Here is a 24,622-nt window from a genome sequence, read left to right as displayed (position 1 = left end):
CCCAAGCCTTCTACCTAATATGACTTCCTTAAGGGCCAAACGGTTTTACTTTTTTGAGTTTCATTGCCGAAATATCTGCCCAAATACCGGAAAAGACCGCTCCAGCATGGGCGGCCTTCTCTTCAGATGAGATAATATGATGATATTATTATAACGATAATGCCTGTCCAAGTCTGCACAGGGAGACAGGAACGATACCCGATGCTTAATATCAAGCCTCAATACTCAAGCCCCTATTCACTCGAAGCCTCAAGCTGGTTCTTCTCCGTCCTGCTTGTATACCTTCTCCATTACGGCTTGTTCGAGAAAATGGATGAGACGCTGCTCGTTATCCGCACTTTCACGGCTGGTGAAGCAGAGCCGGGCAACTTCTCTAGCCTTGGACGCCTCGGTATTGAGCGTCCGGTGCTTCATGCGCAGCAGCGCCTGAGGCGACATGCTGAGGTCGCTGACGCCGAGCTCCAGCCAAATCGGGAGCGACCGCTCATCGCCGGCGAGCTCCCCGCAGACGCTGACACCGATGCCCGCCGCATGCGCGGCCTCGACGGTCATCCGTATCATCCGCAGCACAGCCGGATGATACGGATGATACATATGGGCGATCTGCTCGTTCATCCGGTCGACCGCCAGCACGTACTGCACGAGATCATTCGTGCCGATACTGAAGAAGTCGACCTCCTCCGCCAGCAGATCGGCGATCATCACCGCCGCAGGGACCTCGATCATGATGCCAACCTGCATGTTCCGGTCATAGGAAATGCCGCGGCGGTCAAGGTCTGTCATCACTTCCTCGAGCACCAGCTTGGCTTCCTTAACCTCCTCGACCGAGGAGATCATGGGCAGCATCATTTTGATGCTGCCATGCGCGCTGGCCCGCAGAATAGCCGCCAGCTGCGTCTGGAACATATCCTTGCGGTCCAGGCAGATCCGGATGGCCCGGTAGCCCAGGAACGGATTCTGCTCCTCCGGAAGCTGAAAATAATCGAGATGCTTGTCGCCGCCGATATCGAGTGTCCGGATGACGACGGGATGCTCTCCCACTTTTTCCGCCACAAGCTTATAGACCTCATACTGCTCATCCTCTGTGGGGAAGGTCTGCCGGTCCATATACAGGAATTCCGTCCGGAAGAGACCGACTCCCTCGGCCCCGTACTTGAGCGCCATATCAAGCTCCTTCACGGAGCTGATATTGCCCGCCAGCCTCATTCTCACACCGTCCCGGGTCATGGCGTCCACAGAAGCCAGCAGCTCCAGCTGCTCGCGCTTCTCCCGCTGTCTGTCGCGAACCACCCGGTAATGCTCGGCGGTCGCCTCATCCGGACTGATGAAGAGATAGCCGTTGTCTCCGTCGATAATCAGGAAATCCCCTGTCTGGACCGGAGTCTGAATCTTGTTCTCAAGCCCGGCGATGAGCGGAATCCCGAGAGCGCGGGCCATGATGGAGGAATGCGACGTCTTGCCGCCCATCATGGTGACGATTCCGAGCACATAGGCCGGATTCAGATGCGCAAGCTGGGAAGGAGACAGCTCCTTGGCTACCAGAATATAAGGCTGCGTGTCGGAGGGCAGCGTAACCTCTGGCGCCCCGAGCAGATGCTTCAGCAGACGGTTGCCGACATCCTTGATATCGACCGCCCGCTCCTTCATGTATTCGTCGTCAAGGAGGTCGAACATCGCGACGAAGTGATCGATCGCTTCCTTAACGGCCACCTCCGCCGCCTTGTACTGGCGTTCGATAATGCCGCGGATCTCGCTCATGAACACCGGATCGTCCAGAATTGCAAGATGAGCGTCAAAAATGCTGGATTCCTCGGGGCCCACCACCTCGCGGAATTCGCGCTTGATGTACTCAATCTCATCCTTGGAGGTCTTGATGCCTTCATATAAACGCTCGAATTCTTTAGCCAGATCAACCGGATTAACCTGCGTCTCCGGCATGCTCCATTCCCAGTTCGGCAGAACGAAGGCTTTTCCGATGGCCACACCCGCTGAGGCGCCTATACCTTGTATCATGATTCCACTCCCCCAACATTGCTTTCATGCAGCACAACGGACATGACCGACGACTGCCCTTTTTTGACCGACTTGAACGGAGCGTAGCTCCAGGATTTGACCCGCTCGGGATTCGTTATGACCATCGGAGTTGCCAGCGAAGCCGCATGCTCCCGCAGATACTCCAGATCGAACCGTATCAGTAGCTGCCCGGGCTCAACGCTGTCTCCCTCCTTGACCTCCGCCTCAAAGGGCCCCTTCAATTGCGAGGTGTCGATGCCGATATGCATCAGAACTTCAAGGCCTTCGGGCGTGGAGATGCCGATGGCATGCATCGTCGGATAGATGTGCATAACCTTGCCGAATACGGGCGAGACCAGCTCGCCTTTCTCCGGAATGAACGCAACGCCGTCACCGACCAGCTTCTGGGCAAAAATATGATCCGGCACTTCTTCGATGGGCAGCATGCGCCCCTGCATGGGCGCGCTGAACAGTACCTGCGGCAGATCGCGCAGCATGAGTTTGTCGATCTCTTCCCGGATCAGCTCCGAGTAAGTGCCGAAGACTACCTGCACATTGCCGCCGCCAAGCTTGATGATGCCGGCCGAGCCCAGGCTTTTGAGCGCGCCGGTGTCCACCTTGCGGTCGTTCCTGACGGTCAGCCGCAGGCGGGTGATGCATGCCTGTACCTGCACAATGTTCTCCTTGCCGCCGAGAGCCTGAAGAATAAGGGGAGCCTGGTACGGGATATTGCCCGCCCAGTCTCCGAGCTCGGAGCCCTCCTCGCGGCCCGGTGTCGGAATCTGGAACCGCCGGATGGCCCAGCGGAAGAGATTGTAGTAGACCAGCCCATAGACGATGCCGATCGGAATCAGCAGCCAGGCGCGCCGGGACAGATGCAGGTTCAGGATGAAGTCGATAAAGCCGGCCGAATAGGAGAAGCCGTGGTAAATGCCGAGCTCGTAGGTCAGCGTCATCGCCAGACCCGACATCACGGTATGCACGGCGAACAAGTAAGGCGAAGCGAACAGAAAAGCGAACTCGATCTGCTCCGACACGCCGGTCAGGAAGCAGACAAGAGCAGCGCGCATGAACGTTTTTTTGATCTGCGGCTTCAGGTCCTCCCGCGCCTCATGAATAATGGCAAAAGCGATAGCAGGAAGAGCGAACATCATGATCGGGAATAGTCCGGCCATGAAGCTCCCGGCCGTCGGGTCTCCGGCAAAGAACCGGGGCAAATCGCCCTGGATAATGGAGCCATCCGGCGTCCTGTAGCTTCCCAATTGAAACCAGAACACATTATTTAAAATATGGTGCAGCCCAAAGGCGGTCAGCACACGGTTCAGCACCCCGTACAGAAAAAGGCCGAAGCCGCCGGTCGTATCCACGAAGTTCAGCAGGCTGTCGAGGCCGCTCTGGATATGCGGCGAGATGCCGAGCATGACGCTCGCGAAGACCGCGGAGAAGAGACCCATGAACAGCAGCACAAAACGCGATCCTCCAAAAAACTGGATCGCCTCGGGAAGCTTGATATGCTTAAAGCGGTTATGCGCGATGCCCGCGACAATTCCGAGCAGAACGCCGATTAAGGTTGCCGGCTGGAGAGATCCGTCGCCCAGCTTCATCACAATCCGGTCATAGGTGAACATTCCGGCCAGCGCCGCAAGTCCTGCGGGTCCGGCCTGGTTGGACAGGCCCCATGCTACGCCGACTGCGAACAGATAGGGCATGTAGTAAAAAATCCCCTGTCCCGCATAAGTCGCCACTTCCGCGACCGGGGCCATACCCCACGAGGACCAGGGGAGGCTTCCCAGGCTGAGAAGAATGGCGGCCGCCGGGAGAACCATGGTAGGGAGCATAATGGCTCTGCCCAGCTGCTGCAGTGATCCAAGCCAGTTCAAGACATATCTCTCCTTTCATACTATATTGAATGGTACGGCCTGCCGTCCGTTTTGTCAAAGCAAATGGAAGGCGTCTTCTTGCAGAGATACCAAGGCAAGGGGCATACAGGCTCCCCGGAGTGCTCACTCCGCATGTCCCGCAGCTGTCTGCCCTTGCAATGCCCCTTGCATCCTCACTTGCCGTACCGCCCGGCTGACATGAAGAGACGTTCTGCCATCCCGGCAGAACGTCTCTGTCCATCGCCTACTCCCCACTCCCTCGGGATTGGCTAATTCTTCGGGTTCCGGGTGCGGTCCCGCATCGTAATGGCTTCCTCGACCTTGATGCAGCGGTCCATAATAACCGTCATTCCGGCCTCTTGAGCGATTTCGGCCGCTTCCTGACTGATGACACCCTGCTGCAGCCACAGCACTTTAGCGCCGATGCCAGCCGCCTCACGCGCCACCTCGGGGCAGAATTCGCTCCGGCGGAACACGTCCACGATGTCCACCGGCTCCGGAATCTCGGCCAGCGAGTGGTAGCACTTCTCGCCGAGAATGTCGTCGTCCACCAGCGGATTGACCGGAATAATCCGGTATCCCTTCAGCTGCATGGCATAAGCGACCATGTAGGAGGTGCGGTCGGATTTGTCGGACAGGCCCACAACGGCGATGTTGCCCGCCGAAGCCAGGATATCGCCGATTTCTTCACGTGTCGGATTCTCGAATGCCATTGTTATCACTCCTTTAGTTTTCTGCCGCCGTTAATCGGCTCGTGCGCACTATTTTACCCATTCAACATCGGCGCCAAGCGCCCGCAAATGGTCGAAGTACTGCGGATATGATTTGGCGACATGATGCGCATCCTTGATCAGCAGCGGCTCGGCGGCGCGGAGACCGACTACCGTAAGCGCCATGATCACGCGGTGGTCATAATGGGCATTGATCGTCACGCCTCCAGGCACGCCTTCCGGCAGGCCATGCACGATGATCTCGTCCCGCTTCTCTTCCACTCTCGCGCCTGCCTTCGCAAGCTCGGCCAGATAATCCGTAATGCGGTCGCATTCCTTATAGCGCAAATTCTCGACATTGTAGAAGCGCGATGTGCCTTCTGCAAAGACAGCTGCCGCAACCATGGCCAGTACCGCATCGGTGGCGGCGTCTCCGTCGAAGGTAACGGCCTTCAGCTTCTTGTTGCCTTTGACGTGAACCGTGCCGTTCTCGTGCGTGAGCGGCACCTCCATCATACGCAGCACGTCGATTATGGCGCGCTCTCCCTGGCGGCTCTTCTCGGCGAGCCGGTGAATCTTCACGTCGGATTCCGTCACCGCCGCAGCGGCGAGGACAGCTGCGGAGCCCGGGTAATCCCCCTGCACCGTATAGGTCTTGGCCTCGTAGGATTGTCCGCCTGGCACCTTGAAGGACATATAGTCGTCCGCAGCGTGGATCGCAATCCCGGCTTGCTCCAGCACCTCCAGCGTCTGGCCCACGACCACCTTCGATTTAAGGTCGTTCAGCACGATGATCTCGCTGTCTTCTTCCAGCAGCGGCGTCAGGAACAGCAGGGCGCTCAAATACTGGGAACTGACCGAACCCGATACGGTAATGCGTCCGCCTTTCGGATGACCGCCCCGGATTGTAATCGGCAGACGGCCATTGTTATGCTGAACCTCCACGCCGAGCTGGCCGAGCGCGTCAATGAGATCGTCATGCGGACGCTTGCCGAGCGAATCGGGATATGTATTGACGAAGGTAACGTCCGGGCAGAAAGTCGCGATCGCCATCAGAAAGCGCAGAACCGCCCCCGCGTTGCCCACATTCAGTTCCTTAATATCCTTCGGACGCCGGCCGAAGCCCTTGATGACAATCTTCTCATCGTCCTCGGCAAGCTCTGCGCCCAAATCCGCGATGCAGCGGCGAATCGCGTCACTGTCCTCGCTGTGGGCGGGATGGTAGATCGTGCTGGTGCCTTCAGACAGGGCGGCTACCAGCAGGTAGCGGGTCGTATAGTTCTTGGAGGACAAGGCTCCGATTTCCCCGTTCAGCACCGGTGTTGGCCTAACGATAACGTCCATGATTGTTGTCTCCTCTATCATTTACTTATATCACTTACTCAAGCGGCTGTTCGCTCTGCCACGTTTGACAGGTTGTTCCGCTTGTATGGTATTATTAACTCATTTCCATTCTGTCAAGGAAAGAGGTCATAACAATGAGTGAAATCCCGCAAATTTCGGCGGAGGATCTGCGGCAGCGCATCCAGGCCGGTGAAGATTTGATTCTGATCGACGTCAGAGAGGATGAAGAAGTCGCCTTGGGCATGATTCCCGGCGCCCTCCATATTCCCATGGGCGAAATCCCATACCGCACCTCCGATATACCGGAAGAGAATGAAGTGATCTTCATCTGCCGTTCCGGCTCCCGCAGCCAGCGCGTCTGCCAGTACCTTGAGACTCAAGGACATAAGGGCGTCGTCAACCTGAGCGGCGGCATGATCGAATGGAATGAGCTCGAGTAAGCCTGATCCGCACAGATTCACACATGCTTAAAAGCTAAAACGCGGTAGTGCATTAAAATCAGTTGACACACTTCCGCCTCCGTCAGCCCCGTCGTATCCACCGAGCAGTGCGCGAAGCTGTAGGCATCCTTGCGTTCTTCCAGGATTCGTCTCACATTCTCTTCCGCATTGCCGGCCAGGAGGGGTCTGTTCCGGTCTCCCGCAACTCTGGCAATAATCTGCTCTGCCGTCGCGCTGAGCGCTACCACAATGCCTTTCTCTTTCATCATCATAGCGTTGTCCGCAGCCAGCACGGCGCCACCGCCGGTAGCGACGATCACCCGATCCCGCTCCAGCACCTCGCGAAGCCTCTCGCTCTCGGACGCCCGGAAATACGCTTCTCCGCTCTCCGCAAAAATCTCGGGAATGCTCCGTCCTTCATGACGGACAATCTCGGCATCGAGATCGACCATCTCGTACCCCAGCTCTTCCGCCAGCAGCGTGCCTACCGCCGATTTGCCCGTTGCCATCATTCCGATCAGAATCAGATTCCCCGAAAGGCCGCGATCGCCTTGAAGCCGCTCTTCCCCTGAAGTCATATTATCACCACCAAAATTCTTTGGATCTATCATAACACATGGGTAAAACCCGGCACAATCCTTGCTTTTTACCCGGTTAAGCTCCGTTATGTTTGATGCTGTTACCCTCATTTTTTTGAAAAAACCCGGAAGCCCCGCTTGACTGCGGGACATTCCGGGCCTCGTAAGAACGTGCAGGGATGGAGCGTATTATTCGCCCTGTGCCTCGGCGATCCAGTCGTGGTGGAAGACGCCTTCCTTGTCCACACGCTTGAAGGTATGGGCGCCGAAGTAGTCGCGCTGCGCCTGAAGCAGGTTGGCAGGCAGACGCTCGGTACGGTAGCTGTCGTAGTAAGCCAGCGCGCTTGCGAAGCCCGGAACCGGGATGCCGCGCGTAACGGCTTCGGCGACAACCTTGCGCCATGCGTCCTGATAGTTCGTCATTACGTCCTTGAAGTACGGATCGAGCATCAGGTTCTTGAGATCCGGATTCTGATCGTAAGCGTCCGTGATCTTCTGCAGGAACTGGGAACGGATGATGCAGCCTCCGCGCCAGATCTTGGCGAGGCTGCCGTACTTCAGGTTCCAGCCGTATTCTTCAGAAGCGACGCGCAGCTGCGCGAAGCCTTGAGCGTAAGAGACAATTTTGCTGGCGAACAGCGCTCTGCGGACATTCTCCACAAATTGAGCTTTGTCGCCTTCAAATGCCGGAGCAGCCGGACCGTTCAGCACCTTGCTTGCTTCCACGCGTTCTTCCTTCAATGCGGAGAGGAAGCGGGAGAATACGGACTCGGTGATCATGGACAGCGGTACGCCGAGATCCAGGGAGCTCTGGCTTGTCCACTTGCCGGTGCCTTTCTGGCCGGCAGCGTCCAGAATGACGTCCACCATCGGCTTGCCGGTTTCTTTGTCGTACTGCGCGAAGATGTCACGCGTAATTTCGATCAGGTAGCTGTCCAGCTCACCCTTGTTCCATTCCGCGAACGTTGCATGCAGTTCTTTTTCATCCAGACCGACAACATCCTTAAGAAGCTGGTAGGCTTCGCAGATCAGCTGCATATCGCCGTACTCGATGCCGTTGTGGACCATCTTCACATAGTGGCCCGCTCCGTCAGGTCCGATATATGTACAGCAGGGTTCTCCGTCAACCTTGGCGGAAATGGCCGTCAGAATCGGCTCAACCAGCTTATAGGCGCTTTCCTGTCCGCCCGGCATGATGGAAGGCCCCTTCAGAGCGCCTTCTTCGCCGCCGGATACGCCGGTGCCGATGAAGCGGAAGCCTTTTTCCTCAAGCTCCTTGTTGCGTCTAACCGTATCAGGGAAGTAGGCGTTGCCGCCGTCGATGATGATGTCGCCCTGATCCAGGTAAGGAATCAGCTGCTCGATCGTTGCGTCGGTTGCTTTGCCCGCCTGAACCATGATCAGGATTTTGCGGGGAGTTTCAAGCGAATTCACAAACTCCTCAACGGTGAACGTGCCGAACAAATTCTTGCCTTTCGCCTCTTCCAGAAGATCATGCGTCTTCTCAGGAGAACGGTTGAATACCGAAACGGTAAAGCCTCTGCTCTCGATGTTGAGAGCCAAGTTTTTGCCCATAACAGCCAGGCCGATAACGCCGATTTGTTGTTTTGCCATTCTGGTCCTCCACCCTTTGCACACTTTGTTTTTTGTGTGAAACCTAAAGAGATCAAATTCATTGACAAACGTGCGTTTATAGAATTTGACTCGCAATGTAACCATTTTAACTTTTTTTTCGCCAGAAGTGAACCCCCACAGGCAATTGCTCTGCAAATCGAAGACACCCCTTTGGCAAGAGGTGCCTAATTTCTGATTCTTTCAACTATATTTACCACTCCAGCCTGAATAATTCAAGAGCAAGCTCCTGCAGCTTCTCCTTGGAGACAGCAGCCTGAATATCATCCTTACGTGCCAGTGCATCGCTTAACCGGTCGAGCTCGGCATCAAGCTCCTTCTTGCGCTCTTCTATGCGCTCCTCGCCCAGCTTGGAGTAGAACATCTTGGTCAGCTCCTGGTCGGAGAGCAGCGGCCCCTTCTGGTACAGCACCCTCTGCTGATAGCCGGAAATCTCCACCAGCCGGATCACCTCGCCGAAGAGGATGTTCTCGATGAGAATCTGCCGGTCGCGGAAGCGTTTGACAACCGCATGCCCCCGCATGTCGCCGATCAGCTTCTCCATCCACTCGGCAAGCCGCGCATCCTTGATCATATAATCGCCGACCAGCTTATAGCCTTCCTTGATCCGCTGAAAGCGCAGCTTCACCAGCTTGCGGCCTGTACGTACCGAAATGATAAACAGATTGTCGCTCTCGCTCCAGTAGAGCGAGTAGCCTTCCTGAATCAAGTCCTTGATCAGGTTCTGAATATGCAGCCGGTCAAACCGCAGCTCCAGGTTGCAGTATTCCACTTCGTCGTTCTTGTTCACGGCCCACTCCCCCTTAGAAAGTTGACGATCGTTTAACCGGCGGTAGCTCCGGTCCGTCTGCCTAATCATGACTTGACGCGCGGCTCCCGGCCGGACCGGAATCCGGGCTGCGCACCTAAAGGGATTTTGCGTTCCTCCTACACTTATTTTATACTTCAGCTTATGTAGCGGTAACTTGGTTTATTGACTATTTTTACCCGCTTCCCCATGATTCCAAACGCTTTTTCAGTGATAGATGAAGCTGTTTGGTAGAAATGGGACAATCTGTATAGAGGTGACAAGAGATGCCGTTTGAAGGTTTTGCCGCGCAGGATTTCGAAACCATGACCATTGAAGGGCTTGAGCCGCGCATGGAGGCCCTGATCGCCACGGTCCGGCCCAAGCTGAACGCTCTGGGAGAAGAGGCCGCGCCTTTCCTGTCCGCTCTATGTGGTGAGGAGATGTTCCCGCATGTGGCCAAGCATGCCCGCCGTACGGTGCATCCGCCAACCGATACCTGGGTTGCATGGGGTCCTTCGAAGAGGGGCTACAAGGCGCTGCCCCATTTTCAGACCGGAATGTTCAGCACCCATCTGTTCGCTGTTTTTGCCATCATCTACGAAAGCCCGAACAAGATTACATTTGCCGATGCCCTTGCAGACAATCTGGATAATATCCGGAAGGAGCTGCCCGGCGATTACTTCTGGTCCACGGATCATCTGGACCCGCGCGGAACGATGCATCGCGATATGGGCAGTGTCCAGTTCGCCGAGCTCATCCGCCGCCTGAAGGAGGTCAAGAAAGCCGAGGTGACCTGCGGCCTGCGGATCGAGCGGAATGACCCCGTACTCGGGGACGGAACGGCTCTTCTGCAGCTGGTGGAGAGCACTTTCGAGAAGCTGCTGCCGCTGTACCGGATGTCTTTCTAAGAGCGGATGAAGCCATCCAGGCCGGTATGATCCGGGTCCGATACTATCTTGGGCTGATATGATCTGGGACCGATAGGAGTCGGAACCGAAAAGAAAAGAACCTTCAACCCCCGGCATGGCGGGTCTGAAGGTTCTTCTTTGTGCGAGCTCTTCTTAGTGTGGGTTCTTCTATGTCCGGGTTCTTCTTTGTGCGGGTTTCTTTTTTCGGATTCTTCTTATCGTGAATCTTCTTCAGCAAATCCCCCGCACGTCTCTATTCGCTCAACCGGAGCCGGATTATTTCTCGGCCTCACGGGTCCGCAGGGCGCGCACGGATGACGCGCTAGCCTTCCGCTTCGTCCGCAGCACGATCACCCGATGAAGAACAAAGAGCAGCAGCATGACGGCCGCGCTGGCGACAAACGGCGCGCTATGGCTTACGGAATCCCATAGCTTGCCCGACACGATGGGACCGAACACCATGCCAGAGCCCTGCAGGGTAAGGAATATACCCCAGACCGTCCCCCGCTCCTCCTTGGGCACCTGTGACGCCAGGAAAGCGTTCCAGGCCGGAAGAATCATCGCATAGCTGACTCCGACCAGCGCAACCATAATAAAGACGAGAGACAGCATACGCACATGCGAAAATATCGACAGCGAGACGGCGGCCAGAAGAAAGCCCGTGCTCAGGAAGCCGGATGTGCCGATCCGGTCAACCAGCTTGCCAGCCGGAATGAGCGCCAGGACAGTGAATCCCCCGCCTGCGATCAGGAGCAGATTGAACTGCATCGGCGACAGATGAAGCTCCGTCCGGGTGAACAGCGTCACGACCGGAGTCATCAGGCCGATAGCGAACGCCTGCAAGAACAAGGCCGGGTACAGCAGACGGCTTACCTTCAGCGATTGCCGCACGTTGTGCATCGTCCTCCGAAGGCTTCGCAGCGGGTTCAGCTTCGCTCCCTCCCCTTCCGCCGGTTCTCCGGACCGGCTGACCGCATGAACGCCATGCGCGAGCTTCCTGGGCAGGAACAGGGCAACGGCGATCACCAGCGCAGCGAAGACTAGAAGCACCAGGAATACGGCATGATAGCTGTAATGACCGTGGTCCATCAGGAAGTTGACCGTGATCGGGCCGATGCCGGTGCCGGCCAGCGACGCCATCTCCACCGCGCCCATCGCCGCTCCGCTTCCGCCGCTCGTCGTGGAGCCAGCCAGCTCCGTCACGCCGGTCATGACGCAAGGCCAGAGCGGCGAGGTTCCTACGCCGAGGATCAGGCAGGCCAGGGACAGCGAGACCGCGTCCTTCGCATAGATGATGAGGGAGACGGCGACCGCGATCAGCAGCAGTGCCCCGGCCATCGTCCAGCGGTAGCCGATCCGCTCCATGATCCAGCCCGACGGGCCGCGGAACAGATTGTCGCCCAGATATTGAAGCGCGAAGGCCACGCCCACAACGGTTACGGACAGATCCAGAACATGCTCCATATAGACGGGCAGAAGCGCGACGAGCAGCGATCCCTTGATGAATTCGACCAGAAAAATGATGATCCACATCTCGATAATAAACGGAGACGCAAGGTTGATATGGGTGCGCGGCTTCGAATTGGCTGGCATTACATCACATCCTAGTATTATGATCATGGTTTTGTTATACTTCATTTGTTTGTGATTTCACTTAAAGAAAGGTTGTGGGAGTATTAATGGATCAATCGCTTACCCCTCTCTTCACGGCTCTAAGAAAGCACGTTGCCGGAAACCCGGTGCAATTTCACATTCCCGGTCATAAAAAAGGAGCTGGAACCGATCCCGAATTCAGGGAATTCATCGGCGACAATGTCCTTTCCATAGATCTGATCAATATTGCACCGCTTGACGACTTGCATCAGCCCAAAGGCGTAATTGCTCAAGCCCAGAACCTGGCGGCGGAAGCGTTTGGAGCGGACTATACGTATTTCAGCGTCCAGGGCACCAGCGGAGCCATCATTACGATGATCATGTCGGTAGTCTCGCCCGGGGATAAACTCATCGTTCCCCGCAATGTCCATAAGTCGATCATGTCCGCCATCATTCTTTCGGGAGCCAAGCCCATCTTCGTCTCTCCTGTACAGGACGAGAACTTGGGGATCGACCACGGCATCACGACAAGTTCGCTTAGCCGCGCTCTCCAGCGTCATCCGGACGCCAAAGGCGTGCTTGTCATCAATCCGACCTATTTCGGGGTATGCGCCGATCTGCGTTCCATTGTAGAGCTTGCCCACAGCTACGGAGTACCGGTGCTTGTGGATGAAGCTCACGGGGTATTGATCCATTTCCACGAGGAGCTGCCGATGTCTGCGATGCAAGCAGGCGCCGATATGGCTGCTACCAGCGTACACAAGCTCGGCGGTTCCATGACCCAGAGCTCGGTGCTCAACGTCAACGCGGACACAGGCTTTATTAATCCTCAGCGCGTTCAGACCATGATGAGCATGCTGACGACGACATCGACATCCTATGTCCTAATGGCCTCTCTGGACACCTCAAGACGCCAGCTGGCCCTGCACGGACATGATATGGCCTCCCACGCCATCGCGCTGGCGAAGTACGCAAGAGAAGCTGTCAACGAGATCGACGGCTTGTACAGCTTCGGCAACGAGATTCTCGGTACGGAAGCAACCTACGACCATGATCCAACCAAGCTCAGCATCCATGTACGCCATCTCGGCATCACAGGATGGGAAGCGGAGAACTGGCTGCGCGAGAAGTACAACATTGAAGTCGAAATGAGCGACATGTATAACATTCTTTGCCTAATTACTCCAGGAGATACCCGGCAGTCTGTCGACAAGCTGCTCTCGGCGCTGCGTGTGCTGTCCGCCATCCATTTCGGCAAGGGCGACATCTACGAGCTTAAGGTGCAGGTTCCCGAGATTCCGCAGCTCGCGCTCACTCCGCGGGACGCCTTCTACGCCGATACCGAGCTTGTTCCTTTCAAGGAATCAGCCGACCGGATTATCGCCGAATTTATCTATGTGTACCCACCGGGAATACCGATTCTTCTACCGGGCGAAGTCATCACCCAGGACAATATCGACTATATTCGAGATCATGTGGAGATCGGCCTGCCGGTCAAAGGACCGGAAGACAAGACCCTCACCCATGTCAAAGTTATCGTCGAGGCTGATCCGATCTTCTGATCAGCCGCTCTCGTCCCGGCATCTCATACAAAAACCCGATACCTGCCAAAGGTATCGGGTTTTCTTCAAGATCAGAAAGTATATAATTGTCCGGTGCCCTTTCTGACCTTTCTCCGGTAAACGCTCGGCGTCAAAGGATGCCAGAAGGCGTTATCCTTGATTCCATATTTTGCTTCGGAAGTTATCCTTGACGGGCAAGCAGCTCGTTGTAGGCTTCTTCGACAGCCTTCCACTCCGCTTCGTCTTCGATATTGTAGAGCACCATTTCCTCGTCTTCTTCTTCCATACGAAGGATGATGCCGTCCGCTTCCGGATTTTCGCGTTCCAGCAGCAGTGCATAGAGCTTCTCGTTCACGTCGAATGTTTCGACGAGCACCATCTCTACATCCTCGCCCTGCTCGTTGGTCAAGGTCAGAACAAATTCTTCGTGTTCATGGTCGTGTCCGCAACCGCAGCCGTCGCCATGTTCATGATTATGTTCATGGTCATGGTCGTGCCCGCATCCACATGCTTCGCCATGCTCATGTTTGTGTTCGCTCATTGAAATACCTCACTTTAAGTTGAATTATCCTACATTTGGTATGGTAACACGTAAGACAACCCCAGGTCAATTTGCGGTGAGGCCAGCTTTTGTCAATTCAGTGCGGTTATGACTTTCTCCGAAACCAGGGAGTAATCACCGTTCTTGGTGGCCTTCATGTAGATGCCGATTTTATATTTGCCAGACGATTTGAAATCGTAAGTGATCTCTTTGGTCGAATACCAGAAGTTATCATCCTGTCCGCTGTCGAGATCCCGGGAGTCCAAATCTTTGGTGTTGCCGGACGGGTCTGTAATGGACAGCTTGACGCCGGCGACATTGTCGGAGAGGCTGTCCACCTGGGTAAGCGCTCTGAACTTGAGCTTCCCTGTCTTCACATTGCCGAATACCCGGTCATTTGAGTCGAACAGCGTAATATGGACATTCGGCTTGATAATCTTCACCTTGCCCGAGTCATCCCATACCACCAGCGCGTCCATTTCGCGGGCGGGAACGTAGGTTTTTCCATCAATCAGATATCCCCCGTCGGCGATCTCCTTTCCGTTGCTCCATACGCGGACCTTTTGATAGACGGAATCGGCAAACAGCATTGAGCCGCCCATTAAGGAAAAGGCGATCACACACACAGCAACCTTTCTCCATCGATTGTTCATCATGCCCCTGACCTCCACACTAATTCATGCTGTTAATATATACTTCGTCTTCAGAAGCAAGTTGCGGCAGACGAGGGAATTTTTTCTTCACATTGGAGGAAATACAGGTACAGCTGGAAAAAAGATTCTTTATCGCCGCTTAACAATATGCTGATACTATGTACAGTGGGTACAACGGCTAACCTTGGAGGGATAAGAAGATGACGCTTCAGCTTCAAATGCTGGGAACAGGCAGTGCTTTTGCCAAGAACTACTACAACAACAACGCCCTGCTGCTAGGCCCGGATTACACGCTTCTTGTGGACTGCGGATTCACTGCACCGCTATCGATGCACGATCTCGGCCGCTCTTTCACTGAGGTTGACGCGGTGTTGGTCACCCACATTCACGCCGATCATATCGGAGGCCTGGAGGAGCTGGCTTACTCGCTTCGTCAGCGCAGCAGCCGCAAGATGACCTTGCTGCTGGCAGAGATGCTGATCGATCCCCTCTGGGAGCATACACTGATGGGAAGTATGTACCAGGAAGGCAAAGTTACCGGTCTTGAGGATATCTTCGATGTGCGGCCTCTCGTTCCGGGCACGCCCTACAGGCTGTCACGGGATCTCACGGTCAAATTACTTCAAACTCCCCATATACCGGGCAAGCTCAGCTATTCGCTGTTTCTGAACAACGATATCTTTTATAGCGCCGATATGACCTTCGAGCCGGAGCTGTTGACGAATCTTGTGCGAAGTCAAGGCTGCCGTCAAATTTTTCACGACTGCCAGCTTGAAGGTCCGGGCGTTGTCCATACGACGCTGGAGGAGCTTAAGAGGCTTCCCGAAGACGTCCGTCGCCTCATCTCCCTCATGCATTACGGAGACGAGAAGCCGGACTATGTCGGGAAGACGGAAGGAATGCCCTTCCTCGAGCAGCATGTGGTCTACCCTCTCCAGAAATGAATATGCTAAAAAAGCCGCCCGGAGGCCCAGTCGGCTTCCGGACGGCGTCTGATGCGCCTGCTGGCTCTTAGAACAGCGGCAATTGATCGAGATTGTTGGTCGGATCGCCGTCGGCGTCCCCCCGGATATGGGGAGCTCCATCCCGGCCCTTGAACACATTCACCCCGGCAATCGCGCCGGCCTGCACTTCCCGAATGGCCTGCTGATAGTCCAGAGTCCGGCCGGTTGAGGTCTGGAACGAGGTGATGTCCCCGTCTCCATTCTTCTGCACAGCTACAAAACGTTCGCGTCCTCCATTGATCATGAGTCCTTGCTCCTTTGATCGAAATTTGCCCTTGGGGCTAATTCCTAGATTTCCCAAAGGAAGGCCGGACTATTCCCGGATTACGTCTAGATTACTGCAAATCTTTTTGCATCCGGACATGCAGAATCCCTGCATCATAAAAAGGCTGCTCCGATATGACCCGGTATCCGAGCTTGGTATAGAATTTCTCCGCCTGGCACTGCCCGTCCAGAATGGAAGTCTCAAGCCCCAGCTCGCGGGCCAGCTCTTCCAACGCCAGCAGCAGAACTCTGCCGTAGCCTTTGTCCCGGTATTCCTTCAGCACCGCAATCCGCTGCATCTTCGCGGTCCCCTCGCGGTAATAGGTGAGCCGTCCCGTTGCGGCTGCGGTCTCTCCGTCCATTACCAGCAAATGATGCGCATCCGGTCCGATGCAGTCATACTGGTCGATCTCTTCTTCAACCGGCACCTTCTGCTCTTCTACGAACACCTTTTTCCGAATATCCAGTCCCTGCTGAAGCTGGTCATCCGTCGTCACGCGAACAATTTCCGCCGCCATAATGCTGCCCCCTCTCTTCTATATCAACTCTAGTCGGAATTGAATCATTATACTGAAAATGTCATTCCGTGTATAGGCGAGAGGATTGGCGCGGCTTATCGTTCTCCACCGTACACATCTTCCGGTATGGACTTCGTATAGACATCCTGCATGATGGAGGGCAGTTGGTCGTTGGTCCCGATTAACCCGGAACCGTCAACGTCCATTGGAAGGAAGACTTGGCTGTCCCGGTCCGCTTCGGAAGGTCGGCATCCTTGGGGAAGCAGAAGCATTAGTGCCGCAGCAGCTGCTGCAGCCAATGGCTTGAAACTCATAGGTGATAACTCTCCTCTCGCAGCGATTGGAAGGCTTTCCCACAGTTTGGGCCAGGGCCGTCTGTTTTATAACCAGTGAGGGAACTAACGCGGAAAATGCTGAAGAAATATGCGCAAAAACTATGCTATAGTAGAGTTGCTGCGCTTCATGCCAGCACCGTACGCCATGCTTTATACTCCATGTGCTTATTTATAGGAAGGAAGCAGATTAAATGATCGGAGAGATTCTGCTGCAGGTTGTCCTGCCGGTCTTTGTTCTCATCGGAGCCGGCTCGCTGCTTCAGCGCCTGTTCCGGCTGGATCTGTATACGCTGGCCAAAATCAATTTCTATTACATAACGCCCGCTGCCGTGTTTATGAGCATGTACCAATCGGAGATGTCATACTCTCTGCTTGGAACAGTCGTCGGCTTCTATGCAATCTACATCGGTATTCTGTACGCGCTGTCATTCGTGCTCACCCGGGTGTTGAAATACAAACCCGGCATGAGGGCCGCCTTCACCAACAGCGTGATGCTGGACAACTCGGGGAATTACGGCATGCCCGTCAACAGCCTCGCTTTTCATGGCAACCCGCTGGCCGCTTCCCTGCAATCGCTGATTATGACGCTCCAGGCCCTGCTGACCTTCACTTACGGCGTCATGTCGATCCAGCGCGCGAAGCTAAAGGGCAATTACCGGGTCGTCATCATCGGTTTTCTCAAAATGCCCGTTCCTTATGCGCTCGTCTTCGGGCTTCTGCTGCATGCCTGGTCTGTGCCGCTGCCGGCGTTTCTCTTACAGCCGTTAACTTACGCCCAGCAGTCGATGGTCGCCCTTGCGCTGTTTACACTGGGTGCCCAGATTATGAAGTACCCGATCCGCCTTGACCGGGCCGAGATATACTTGAGCCTCGTGCTTCGGCTGTTGGCCGCGCCGATGATCGGGGTGCTGATCGTGCTGGCCCTCGGTATAAAAGGAATTCCGGCGCAAGCGCTTATGATCGCCTCCGGCATGCCGACGGGAGTGAACGCCTCCCTGCTCGCCGAAGAATACAACAACGAGCCCGATTTCGCCGCTCAGACGGTGCTGATTTCCACACTCGTCAACGTACTGACGATCACAGGACTGATTGCGCTGGTGCGCTGGATCGGTTGATAACTGATGGGTGAGGAGTGGCCGGCCCGTTTGGGATTGGCTTGGTGAATTCAAGGCGTGTCTGAATCCATGGAGCCAAGCAACTGGCTGTTTGGGGTGAAGAACCTGAAGGATTTAGCTCACAGAGGGATATTGCACAATGAGGGACTTAGTACATAGTGGGATTTAGCATATTGAAGGACTTAGTAAACTTATTAGGCTTATTGCGATAAGGGACTTAGCACTCTAAAGAACTTCGCATAGCACCGAAGGATTTTGCTCACGTTATTCCCAATTTGAAATGGTAATTCATAGGTTCAAACATAATGCTTCACCAGCTTGCTTAAAACAGAATGTGGAGGTTGACGTCAGATGAGCAAACTCGTATTCTTTCTCGGCGCCGCAGGAGCGGGCAAGACGACGCTGGCCAAGGCATTGGCCAAAAGACGCAAGGCTGCATTCTTCGATATGGACGTGCTGCTGCGGCCGGCAGCGGACATTTTAATGGAGCAGAACGGGTTGGACCCGGATGACAGGGATTCGGACGCCTACAAGAAGCTGTGCCGCGATCTCGGCTACCGTATTACCATGGATGCTGCTCTTGATAACATTAGCCTGAATGTCGACTGTCTCGTCGTCGGGCCTTTTACCAAAGAGGCCGCTGATGAGAGCTGGATTTCAGAAGAACTGGCCCGGATCGGCCGGTCGCTGGAGAATGTAGAGGTCAAGGTGATCCTTGTCAGCCTCTCTGATGAAGCTCTTTATAAACAAAGAATTACGGCGAGAAATTCCAGGCTGGACGACTGGAAGCTCCATCACTGGAATGAATTTCGTTCAGCTCTCGGAAAGCGGGGGGTCAGTTGGCCTCTTCCCGCTTCCGCAGTCTTGCATTTTGACAATTCGGGGACAGACCCGAAGCTTGCCTTCGACACCATCGAGCGATTTGTCTATCCGGAGGGGTTCTAGCCCCCTCTTTTTCCATATGGATAATCATTGGTAAGCTGCGCATCATTCCCTCTCCAACTTCTTCCTCCCTTGATTTATTCCCCTCCACCGGTTTAAAAGGCACCCATTTCGGGAATGTTTGTAGGATTGTCAAATCTTTGAGTCCTGTATAAATTGTGAAATCATTCACTGCTAATTATAATTAAACGTAACTTTAAAGCGCCTGTGTATCCAGCATTAGGCTGCGAGAGGATGGAGATTCCATGAATTCCGGAACGGCTGAAATTCAAGAACAGTTGCCCAGACATTTGCTGGCCATGCTTCCGTGCCCGCTGAAAGTGCCGCTTGAAGAAACCTTCGTGCGCCAGCAAAATGATGGCTTGTGGTCCGATCTGGACCCGCAGGAGGTCGCCTTCGAGGGAAATGCGAACCAGAGTGACTTCTATACAACGGTGGACGGCTTCGAGTCCGAAGAGGAACTGCCGGATGCTGTCATCACTCCCGGGATCAGCAGCTTCTTTCATCAGAGCTTCCGTACCCGGTTCCTAGACCATGACGTTTTCGCCGACGCTGCAGATTATGCCCCTAACGCCAGATTCGCCGAAATCGGCATGAAGGACCCGCTTGGACGCGTTACTCTGCTGTGCGTCAACCCGCTCGTCATCGTGGCTGACAAAGCCCGTCTCGGCGGACTGCCGGAGCCCCGCTCCTGGAGCGATCTGCTGAATCCGGAGTACCGGAAGCAGGTAACTATGCGGGGGCATAAGGGGAGCTTCTGCGAGACGGTTCTCCTGACATTAGGCCAGTGCTTCGGCCAGGAGATTCTGACCGGGCTTGGCCGGTCGGTCCGGCAGGGCTTGCATCCAGGCCAGATGGCGAAGCTCGCCGGAACCGACAGCGCAGACGCAACGGCGCTGTATGTCATGCCGTATTTCTACGCCAACAACATTCGCAAAAAAGAAAAGGTGAGCATCATCTGGCCCGAGGAAGGCGCAATCGCCAGTCCTGTCTTCCTGCTGGCCAAACGGCAATCCACGGAAGCCGGCCGGCGTCTGGCCGACTTCTTCACTGGCGCCGAGACGGCGCAGCTCTACGAGGACGCCTTCTTCCCCTCACCGCATCCTTCGGTGAAGACCTCCGTGCCGGACCGCAAACTGCTGTGGATGGGATGGGACCTGGTGTGGAACCGGGACATCCAGAAGCTGACAGATGAGTCGAACGCCGCGTTTCTGCGGGGCTACAAGCAGGAGGGCTGATCATGAAGCTCATAACCGTGGCGGGACCGCCGTCGAGCGGCAAGACCTCCATGCTTCTGCGCGTGATTGAATGGCTGAAGGAGCAGGGATTGAAAGCGGGGGTCGTCAAATTCGACTGTGTCGCCTCCCGGGACGATGAGCGCTATCGGGCAAAAGATGTGCCGGTGCTGCTCGGTCTTGCCGGCAATCTGTGTCCGGACCATTATTTTGTGACGAATATCGAAGCCTGCGCCAACTGGGGGCAATCGCTCGGTCTCGACCTGCTCATTAGCGAGAGCGCAGGGCTGTGCAACCGCTGTTCGCCTTTCATCCGTCAGGCGCTGGGAGTCTGCGTTATCGACAATCTGGCGGGGGCGAACACGCCAACAAAGATGGGCCCCCTGCTCAAGCAGGCCGATATCGTCGTTATTACCAAGGGCGATATCGTCTCCCAAGCCGAGCGCGAGGTCTTTCAATATCAAGTTCGCAAGGTCAACGCCAGAGCCGAGGTGCTGCACATGAACGGCCTGACCGGCCAGGGACGTGAGCGGCTCGGCGTCCTTCTCGCCCAGGCTCCTGATACCGGGGATCTGGAGGGCCGCAAGCTCCGGTTCTCCATGCCGGCGGCTGTCTGCTCCTATTGCCTGGGCGAGACCAAGATCGGGAAGGATTATCAGATGGGGAATGTGCGCAGCATCGCCATTCCCGAGACCGAAGCCTCCGGAGGTGAGTCGGCATGACCTTACTGAGCGACGTCATCACGTCGGTGACCCTGCTCGGCGGACGCTCCAAATCCGGGGAGCCCGAAGAGGTGAACCTTCGGCTCGTTCCCGGCGATCTGGTCGCTGTTGTTGGACCTACCGGCTCCGGCAAGAGCCGACTGCTGGCCGACATCGAATACATCGCCCAGCGGGACACCCCGAGCGGGCGCCAGATTCTCATTAATGACCGTACGCCTGAGCCCGAGCTGCGGTTCTCCTGGGGCCGCAGGCTGATCGCCCAGCTGTCGCAGAACATGAACTTCGTTATGGACGCCACCGTTGCCGAGTTTATCACCATGCACGCTGAGTGCCGTGGAGACGGCAACCTGGACGACGCCTACACCGAGAAGCTGATTCATGAGGTTATCGCGCAGGCAAACCGGCTCACCGGAGAGCCGATCATGCCGGATTCGCCGCTGACTGCGCTCAGCGGCGGCCAGTCGCGCGCCCTGATGATCGCCGACACGGCCGTTCTGTCCGACAGCCCGATCGTGCTGATCGACGAGATCGAGAACGCGGGCATCGACCGCCGTCAGGCGCTGGATGTGCTCGTGCAGAACCAGAAGATCGTGCTCATGGCAACGCATGATCCCATTCTCGCGCTGCTCGCACACAGCCGCATCGTCCTGAAGGGCGGCGGCATCGCCAGCGTGCTGCAAGGCGATGCCGAGGAAGCCGCGCTGCTTCAGGAGCTGCAGCGCACGGACGCCGCCCTGATGGCGATCCGCGAGAAGCTCCGTCGCGGCGAGCGCCTGATGAGCGGATCTTCGCTGGGCGGCGGCTCGTGTCCGGCTTAAGCCAGCCGGACACAACAACGGACCTGATCTCCGGTATGGATGCGGAGATCAGGTCCGTTCTTTATTGTATCTGTTGTTTCACATGACAGCTACTTCTACTAATTCTTAATGCGCCCCAATCAATGTACTGGTCCGGGCCACCCCGGTACGGATTGCCGCTTCGGCAACCGCAACCCGGATATTTTCCACCACTCGCTTGTCGAAGGGATTCGGAATAATGTAACGCTCGGTCAGTTCCGCCGGATCTACAGCCGCTGCAATCGCCTCGGCAACCGCGAGCTTCATCGCATCGTTGATTTCTCGCGCTCCGCAGTCCAGCGCTCCCCGGAAAATCCCCGGGAAGCAGAGCACATTGTTAATCTGGTTCGGGTAATCGGAGCGTCCTGTCGCCATAACCTTAACATAAGGCGCAGCAAGCTCCGGATCGATCTCCGGCGTCGGATTGGCCATAGCGAACACGATCGCGTCCTTGGCCATATTCCGCACGTCCTCCACCTTCAGCACATTCGGCGCCGATACGCCGATAAAGACATCCGCTCCCTTAATGCAATCCGACAGTGAGCCTTCTTCCTGATTAGGATTGCTGAGCTGTGCGAACTCGGCCCAATGCGGCTTCTCGTAGACATTCTGCCGGTTGATCGCTCCATCCCGGTCTACGCCGATCAGATTGACGGCGCCGGCGTTCAGCAGCATTTTAGCCACCGAAATGCCCGCCGCTCCGCAGCCGTTGACGACGATTTTGACATCACGGATGTCCTTGTTCACAACCTTCAGCGCATTCAGCATGCCCGCCAGCACCACAATAGCCGTTCCGTGCTGGTCATCATGGAAGACCGGGATGTCGAGCTCCTCCTGCAGTCTGCGTTCAATCTCGAAGCAGCGCGGTGACGAAATATCCTCGAGGTTAATGCCGCCAAACGTCGGCGCCAGTGCCTTGACGACCGCGATAATCTCTTCCGTATTCTTCGTATCGAGACAGATCGGCACGGCATCCACATCAGCGAACTGCTTAAACAGCGCCGCTTTCCCCTCCATGACTGGCATGGCTGCCCGCGGACCGATGTCCCCGAGTCCCAGCACTGCCGTGCCGTCGCTGATTACCGCCACTGTGTTCTTTTTAATCGTGAGCTCGTAAGCCTTCTCTTCATCGGAAGCAATCGCTTGACAGACTTTGGCCACCCCAGGCGTGTAGACCTTGGCCAAATCCTCCATCGTTTCGATCGGGCGCTTCAGCGTGGTCTCCAATTTCCCGCCCTGATGAAGCCGCATGATTTCTTCCAGATTACTCATTTAATTCCCTCCCGTTAATTGGCCCGCCTGTCAGGTCTTGTCCATCTATTCCAGTTCGGATGAATCATCACCCGGGACTGATATTTATTCAGGATTCTGCATTTATTAATTCAAACATATTGCAGGGCTCCTTACTGCCACATGTGTCACATTTCCCGTTCAAAAAAGCCCTTCAATTCAAGGAAAATTTCGTGATTCATCACGCTTTCCCGGTTAGTTGGAAAATTCACTCTCAGCTTACATAGCTTGCCCGCTAACTGTGCCTGCTCATCCGAACAAGCATCGTTTCAACAGACCCTAATGTATCAGATTGCAAGGGTTTTGAAAATATCAGGAAGCGAAATTTTCACCATTTCACAAAGAATAAAAAAACTGTTGCATTACCCGCTGAATATATGATAAGATATTTTTTGTTGCAGGACGGTAGCTCAGCGGGAGAGCACTATCTTGACAGGGTAGGGGTCATGGGTTCGATCCCCATCCGTCCTATATGATGTACCTCGAAAAAACCCTTATTCTATAAGGGTTTTTTCTTTTTGTGTCCAATTACGTTTTTAGTAACTCAGTAAAAATAAGAGCTATTGGGAACGGATTGGGGACGGAATTTTTTCTATATAAAAATTGCAAGGAGTCTCTCGGTGGGGGGACTGACCCCTGCTGATGAGACAGGGAACAACACCTACGGGACACACTTATGATAATACCCTTTCCCTTCACTTCACTATAGCCTGGTACGCCTGAGACTTATACACGCTGCCATGGTCGCTATGGAGTAGCATGCTTGTCCGCGCTGGAAGCTGGTTCACCGTATCCAAAACCAAGGACGTGTCTTGCTTGTCCGCTATACTGTACGCAACGATCTCCCCGATGTACAGATCCAGAATGAATTAATCTCCCTCTCCAGATCATCTTTGTTTGAATTACCATTAAACACTAAGGAAACATTCTCCTAGAAAATAAAAAAGAGCCGCTCGGAAGTGACTCAATAATTACAGGACATTCTGTATAAATTTCTGAGCAACACCATAGGCGTTTGCAGTTTCCATCCACAGATGTACACATACATTAGTGTAGAAAGTTTGCAAAGGAGGAATACGAATGGGCGAATGTGCAGGATTTACTTCCACTACCGTCATTCTGGTACTCTACATTCTCTTGGTTATTGTCTTAAGAACGTTCTAGGCTTCAAGGACGCTGAGTACGGGAGCCTGTCACTCTGCGAGGTTCTCGTACTCAGGTGTACAGCAAAGTGGTTACCGGCAGTTAGCAGAGTCCAAAGGTAAGGACCATTTTATTTCCGGTTTTGCTATCATCTCTTCACTGAAAAAAAGCCGCTGCATTGGCGCCCCTTTTAAAATCCCAAGCGTTTGAGAATATGGATATGGCATGTACCCGCTTGAAGTAAGCGAATATACAACAGAGTAGACATAGAGCCGCCCCCATTATGGGGGGCTTTTATATGAAGACTCACATCAGATTAGTTTTACAAACACTACAATAAACAAGATATATTCTTATAAAGACATAATGCAATCGGAAGTTATATTAAATGAGTTCTCAATAATAGGTGGTGCTATAATTGGAGGCGCTTTATTCGGCGGTGTAGGAGCTGTTATTGGGGGGTTATCTGGAGACTCCAGAATCAATACTGCAATTATTGAAATGATGCCCATCCTCGGAGAGCCCTGCAAAATCCATTGTTTTAATAGAAGAATAACCCATCTTCTGAAAATAA

Annotated in this window: 24 protein-coding genes, 1 tRNA gene and 2 pseudogenes; 12 read left to right on the top strand and 15 right to left on the bottom strand. The window is 54.8% G+C overall.

Annotated elements, in window-relative coordinates; genetic code table 11:
- Positions 1-249: 249 nt before the first annotated feature.
- The 4 genes from ptsP to aroA all read right to left on the bottom strand — a co-directional run bounded on the left by ptsP (position 250) and on the right by aroA (position 5,947).
- Entirely contained in the window at positions 250-2,013 is a 1,764-nt protein-coding gene (gene ptsP, locus KIH86_RS19160; protein ID WP_223088319.1) for a phosphoenolpyruvate--protein phosphotransferase, read from the bottom strand.
- A complete protein-coding gene (locus KIH86_RS19155) occupies positions 2,010-3,893 on the bottom strand; it encodes a glucose PTS transporter subunit IIA (protein ID WP_223088323.1) in 1,884 nt (627 codons plus the stop codon). Before KIH86_RS19155 ends, ptsP begins: the two co-directional genes overlap by 4 nt.
- Positions 3,894-4,162: 269 nt before the next feature.
- Positions 4,163-4,606, bottom strand: coding sequence for a CoA-binding protein (locus tag KIH86_RS19150; protein ID WP_223088325.1), 444 nt, complete (start codon positions 4,604-4,606; stop codon positions 4,163-4,165).
- 48 nt (positions 4,607-4,654) lie between these two features.
- Positions 4,655-5,947: a 3-phosphoshikimate 1-carboxyvinyltransferase gene (gene aroA, locus KIH86_RS19145; RefSeq protein ID WP_223088327.1), complete on the bottom strand. Its 1,293-nt coding sequence runs from the start codon at positions 5,945-5,947 to the stop codon at positions 4,655-4,657.
- Between the two features lie 134 nt (positions 5,948-6,081).
- Here aroA and KIH86_RS19140 point away from each other — a divergent pair, with 134 nt between their 5' ends.
- Positions 6,082-6,387 (top strand): rhodanese-like domain-containing protein, encoded by a 306-nt coding sequence (locus tag KIH86_RS19140; RefSeq protein ID WP_223088329.1) that lies wholly within the window; start codon positions 6,082-6,084, stop codon positions 6,385-6,387.
- A 17-nt stretch (positions 6,388-6,404) separates the two neighbouring features.
- Here the strand turns inward: KIH86_RS19140 and KIH86_RS19135 are convergent, their stop codons facing one another.
- The 3 genes from KIH86_RS19135 to KIH86_RS19125 all read right to left on the bottom strand — a co-directional run bounded on the left by KIH86_RS19135 (position 6,405) and on the right by KIH86_RS19125 (position 9,387).
- Positions 6,405-6,965: a shikimate kinase gene (locus KIH86_RS19135; RefSeq protein WP_223088332.1), complete on the bottom strand. Its 561-nt coding sequence runs from the start codon at positions 6,963-6,965 to the stop codon at positions 6,405-6,407.
- Between the two features lie 189 nt (positions 6,966-7,154).
- Entirely contained in the window at positions 7,155-8,579 is a 1,425-nt protein-coding gene (gndA, locus tag KIH86_RS19130; protein WP_223088335.1) for an NADP-dependent phosphogluconate dehydrogenase, read from the bottom strand.
- A gap of 211 nt (positions 8,580-8,790) precedes the next feature.
- The gene (locus KIH86_RS19125) at positions 8,791-9,387 is read right to left on the bottom strand and encodes a hypothetical protein (RefSeq protein WP_223088338.1); all 597 of its coding nucleotides are present in this window, start codon (positions 9,385-9,387) and stop codon (positions 8,791-8,793) included.
- A 284-nt stretch (positions 9,388-9,671) separates the two neighbouring features.
- Between KIH86_RS19125 and KIH86_RS19120 the strand changes: the two genes are divergently transcribed.
- Entirely contained in the window at positions 9,672-10,295 is a 624-nt protein-coding gene (locus tag KIH86_RS19120; RefSeq protein WP_223088341.1) for a DUF1054 domain-containing protein, read from the top strand.
- Between the two features lie 276 nt (positions 10,296-10,571).
- Here KIH86_RS19120 and KIH86_RS19115 read toward each other — a convergent pair whose 3' ends face one another.
- Positions 10,572-11,888, bottom strand: coding sequence for an MFS transporter (locus KIH86_RS19115; protein WP_223088343.1), 1,317 nt, complete (start codon positions 11,886-11,888; stop codon positions 10,572-10,574).
- Positions 11,889-11,974: 86 nt separating this feature from the next.
- Between KIH86_RS19115 and KIH86_RS19110 the strand changes: the two genes are divergently transcribed.
- Positions 11,975-13,450, top strand: coding sequence for an aminotransferase class I/II-fold pyridoxal phosphate-dependent enzyme (locus KIH86_RS19110; protein ID WP_223088347.1), 1,476 nt, complete (start codon positions 11,975-11,977; stop codon positions 13,448-13,450).
- 181 nt (positions 13,451-13,631) lie between these two features.
- On the opposite strand, the gene KIH86_RS19105 is transcribed toward KIH86_RS19110, so the two are convergent.
- Together KIH86_RS19105 and KIH86_RS19100 are read right to left on the bottom strand one after the other, a co-directional pair.
- The gene (locus KIH86_RS19105) at positions 13,632-13,991 is read right to left on the bottom strand and encodes a DUF1292 domain-containing protein (RefSeq protein WP_223088349.1); all 360 of its coding nucleotides are present in this window, start codon (positions 13,989-13,991) and stop codon (positions 13,632-13,634) included.
- Between the two features lie 92 nt (positions 13,992-14,083).
- Complete coding sequence (locus KIH86_RS19100) at positions 14,084-14,647, bottom strand: copper amine oxidase (RefSeq protein ID WP_235775490.1); 564 nt, start codon at positions 14,645-14,647, stop codon at positions 14,084-14,086.
- 197 nt (positions 14,648-14,844) lie between these two features.
- Here KIH86_RS19100 and KIH86_RS19095 point away from each other — a divergent pair, with 197 nt between their 5' ends.
- The gene (locus tag KIH86_RS19095; protein WP_223088351.1) at positions 14,845-15,588 is read left to right on the top strand and encodes an MBL fold metallo-hydrolase; all 744 of its coding nucleotides are present in this window, start codon (positions 14,845-14,847) and stop codon (positions 15,586-15,588) included.
- A gap of 67 nt (positions 15,589-15,655) precedes the next feature.
- Here the strand turns inward: KIH86_RS19095 and KIH86_RS19090 are convergent, their stop codons facing one another.
- The 3 genes from KIH86_RS19090 to KIH86_RS19080 all read right to left on the bottom strand — a co-directional run bounded on the left by KIH86_RS19090 (position 15,656) and on the right by KIH86_RS19080 (position 16,744).
- On the bottom strand, positions 15,656-15,892 hold the full coding sequence (locus KIH86_RS19090) for a DUF3892 domain-containing protein (protein ID WP_038695458.1): 237 nt from the start codon (positions 15,890-15,892) through the stop codon (positions 15,656-15,658).
- 91 nt (positions 15,893-15,983) lie between these two features.
- Positions 15,984-16,430, bottom strand: coding sequence for a GNAT family N-acetyltransferase (locus KIH86_RS19085; protein WP_223088353.1), 447 nt, complete (start codon positions 16,428-16,430; stop codon positions 15,984-15,986).
- Positions 16,431-16,525: 95 nt separating this feature from the next.
- On the bottom strand, positions 16,526-16,744 hold the full coding sequence (locus KIH86_RS19080; RefSeq protein WP_223088357.1) for a hypothetical protein: 219 nt from the start codon (positions 16,742-16,744) through the stop codon (positions 16,526-16,528).
- A 212-nt stretch (positions 16,745-16,956) separates the two neighbouring features.
- Here KIH86_RS19080 and KIH86_RS19075 point away from each other — a divergent pair, with 212 nt between their 5' ends.
- The 5 genes from KIH86_RS19075 (at position 16,957) to KIH86_RS19055 (ending at position 21,597) form a co-directional block, all read left to right on the top strand.
- The gene (locus KIH86_RS19075) at positions 16,957-17,880 is read left to right on the top strand and encodes an AEC family transporter (protein ID WP_223088359.1); all 924 of its coding nucleotides are present in this window, start codon (positions 16,957-16,959) and stop codon (positions 17,878-17,880) included.
- 351 nt (positions 17,881-18,231) lie between these two features.
- Positions 18,232-18,825 (top strand): AAA family ATPase, encoded by a 594-nt coding sequence (locus tag KIH86_RS19070; RefSeq protein WP_223088362.1) that lies wholly within the window; start codon positions 18,232-18,234, stop codon positions 18,823-18,825.
- Between the two features lie 242 nt (positions 18,826-19,067).
- Positions 19,068-20,060, top strand: a complete 993-nt coding sequence (locus KIH86_RS19065) for an ABC transporter substrate-binding protein (RefSeq protein WP_223088366.1) — start codon at positions 19,068-19,070, stop codon at positions 20,058-20,060.
- A 2-nt stretch (positions 20,061-20,062) separates the two neighbouring features.
- Entirely contained in the window at positions 20,063-20,779 is a 717-nt protein-coding gene (locus KIH86_RS19060) for a GTP-binding protein (protein ID WP_223088370.1), read from the top strand.
- Positions 20,776-21,597, top strand: coding sequence for an ATP-binding cassette domain-containing protein (locus KIH86_RS19055; protein WP_223088372.1), 822 nt, complete (start codon positions 20,776-20,778; stop codon positions 21,595-21,597). The genes KIH86_RS19060 and KIH86_RS19055 overlap by 4 nt, the downstream gene beginning before the upstream one ends.
- Positions 21,598-21,702: 105 nt before the next feature.
- On the opposite strand, the gene KIH86_RS19050 is transcribed toward KIH86_RS19055, so the two are convergent.
- Positions 21,703-22,887, bottom strand: a complete 1,185-nt coding sequence (locus KIH86_RS19050) for an NAD(P)-dependent malic enzyme (RefSeq protein WP_223088374.1) — start codon at positions 22,885-22,887, stop codon at positions 21,703-21,705.
- Between the two features lie 417 nt (positions 22,888-23,304).
- On the opposite strand from KIH86_RS19050, the gene KIH86_RS19045 reads away from it, so the two are divergent.
- Positions 23,305-23,376 (top strand) — tRNA-Val (locus KIH86_RS19045).
- A gap of 227 nt (positions 23,377-23,603) precedes the next feature.
- Here KIH86_RS19045 and KIH86_RS19040 read toward each other — a convergent pair.
- Positions 23,604-23,771: pseudogene (locus KIH86_RS19040) on the bottom strand (IS3-like element ISLmo1 family transposase); the annotation flags it as partial.
- 214 nt (positions 23,772-23,985) lie between these two features.
- Here KIH86_RS19040 and KIH86_RS30005 point away from each other — a divergent pair.
- Together KIH86_RS30005 and KIH86_RS19035 are read left to right on the top strand one after the other, a co-directional pair.
- The gene (locus tag KIH86_RS30005; protein WP_316503382.1) at positions 23,986-24,069 is read left to right on the top strand and encodes a YjcZ family sporulation protein; all 84 of its coding nucleotides are present in this window, start codon (positions 23,986-23,988) and stop codon (positions 24,067-24,069) included.
- Between the two features lie 345 nt (positions 24,070-24,414).
- Positions 24,415-24,622: pseudogene (locus KIH86_RS19035) on the top strand (hypothetical protein); the annotation flags it as partial.

The organism is Paenibacillus sinensis (genome assembly GCF_019904155.1).
GTDB classification, from domain to species: domain Bacteria; phylum Bacillota; class Bacilli; order Paenibacillales; family Paenibacillaceae; genus Paenibacillus_AQ; species Paenibacillus_AQ sinensis.
This window is presented reverse-complemented; position numbering and strand designations above follow the sequence as displayed.

What these genes read in the sequence shown, in the direction of transcription:
- gndA (WP_223088335.1), bottom strand. Translation starts at nt 8,579, where the DNA reads ATGGCAAAACAACAAATCGGCGTTATCGGCCTGGCTGTTATGGGCAAA.
- KIH86_RS19085 (WP_223088353.1), bottom strand. Translation starts at nt 16,430, where the DNA reads ATGGCGGCGGAAATTGTTCGCGTGACGACGGATGACCAGCTTCAGCAG.
- KIH86_RS19135 (WP_223088332.1), bottom strand. Translation starts at nt 6,965, where the DNA reads ATGACTTCAGGGGAAGAGCGGCTTCAAGGCGATCGCGGCCTTTCGGGG.
- aroA (WP_223088327.1), bottom strand. Translation starts at nt 5,947, where the DNA reads ATGGACGTTATCGTTAGGCCAACACCGGTGCTGAACGGGGAAATCGGA.
- ptsP (WP_223088319.1), bottom strand. Translation starts at nt 2,013, where the DNA reads ATGATACAAGGTATAGGCGCCTCAGCGGGTGTGGCCATCGGAAAAGCC.
- KIH86_RS19070 (WP_223088362.1), top strand. Translation starts at nt 18,232, where the DNA reads ATGAGCAAACTCGTATTCTTTCTCGGCGCCGCAGGAGCGGGCAAGACG.
- KIH86_RS19110 (WP_223088347.1), top strand. Translation starts at nt 11,975, where the DNA reads ATGGATCAATCGCTTACCCCTCTCTTCACGGCTCTAAGAAAGCACGTT.
- KIH86_RS19095 (WP_223088351.1), top strand. Translation starts at nt 14,845, where the DNA reads ATGACGCTTCAGCTTCAAATGCTGGGAACAGGCAGTGCTTTTGCCAAG.
- KIH86_RS19100 (WP_235775490.1), bottom strand. Translation starts at nt 14,647, where the DNA reads ATGATGAACAATCGATGGAGAAAGGTTGCTGTGTGTGTGATCGCCTTT.
- KIH86_RS19115 (WP_223088343.1), bottom strand. Translation starts at nt 11,888, where the DNA reads ATGCCAGCCAATTCGAAGCCGCGCACCCATATCAACCTTGCGTCTCCG.
- KIH86_RS19075 (WP_223088359.1), top strand. Translation starts at nt 16,957, where the DNA reads ATGATCGGAGAGATTCTGCTGCAGGTTGTCCTGCCGGTCTTTGTTCTC.
- KIH86_RS19150 (WP_223088325.1), bottom strand. Translation starts at nt 4,606, where the DNA reads ATGGCATTCGAGAATCCGACACGTGAAGAAATCGGCGATATCCTGGCT.
- KIH86_RS19120 (WP_223088341.1), top strand. Translation starts at nt 9,672, where the DNA reads ATGCCGTTTGAAGGTTTTGCCGCGCAGGATTTCGAAACCATGACCATT.
- KIH86_RS30005 (WP_316503382.1), top strand. Translation starts at nt 23,986, where the DNA reads ATGGGCGAATGTGCAGGATTTACTTCCACTACCGTCATTCTGGTACTC.
- KIH86_RS19060 (WP_223088370.1), top strand. Translation starts at nt 20,063, where the DNA reads ATGAAGCTCATAACCGTGGCGGGACCGCCGTCGAGCGGCAAGACCTCC.
- KIH86_RS19090 (WP_038695458.1), bottom strand. Translation starts at nt 15,892, where the DNA reads ATGATCAATGGAGGACGCGAACGTTTTGTAGCTGTGCAGAAGAATGGA.
- KIH86_RS19055 (WP_223088372.1), top strand. Translation starts at nt 20,776, where the DNA reads ATGACCTTACTGAGCGACGTCATCACGTCGGTGACCCTGCTCGGCGGA.
- KIH86_RS19080 (WP_223088357.1), bottom strand. Translation starts at nt 16,744, where the DNA reads ATGAGTTTCAAGCCATTGGCTGCAGCAGCTGCTGCGGCACTAATGCTT.
- KIH86_RS19140 (WP_223088329.1), top strand. Translation starts at nt 6,082, where the DNA reads ATGAGTGAAATCCCGCAAATTTCGGCGGAGGATCTGCGGCAGCGCATC.
- KIH86_RS19105 (WP_223088349.1), bottom strand. Translation starts at nt 13,991, where the DNA reads ATGAGCGAACACAAACATGAGCATGGCGAAGCATGTGGATGCGGGCAC.
- KIH86_RS19050 (WP_223088374.1), bottom strand. Translation starts at nt 22,887, where the DNA reads ATGAGTAATCTGGAAGAAATCATGCGGCTTCATCAGGGCGGGAAATTG.
- KIH86_RS19065 (WP_223088366.1), top strand. Translation starts at nt 19,068, where the DNA reads ATGAATTCCGGAACGGCTGAAATTCAAGAACAGTTGCCCAGACATTTG.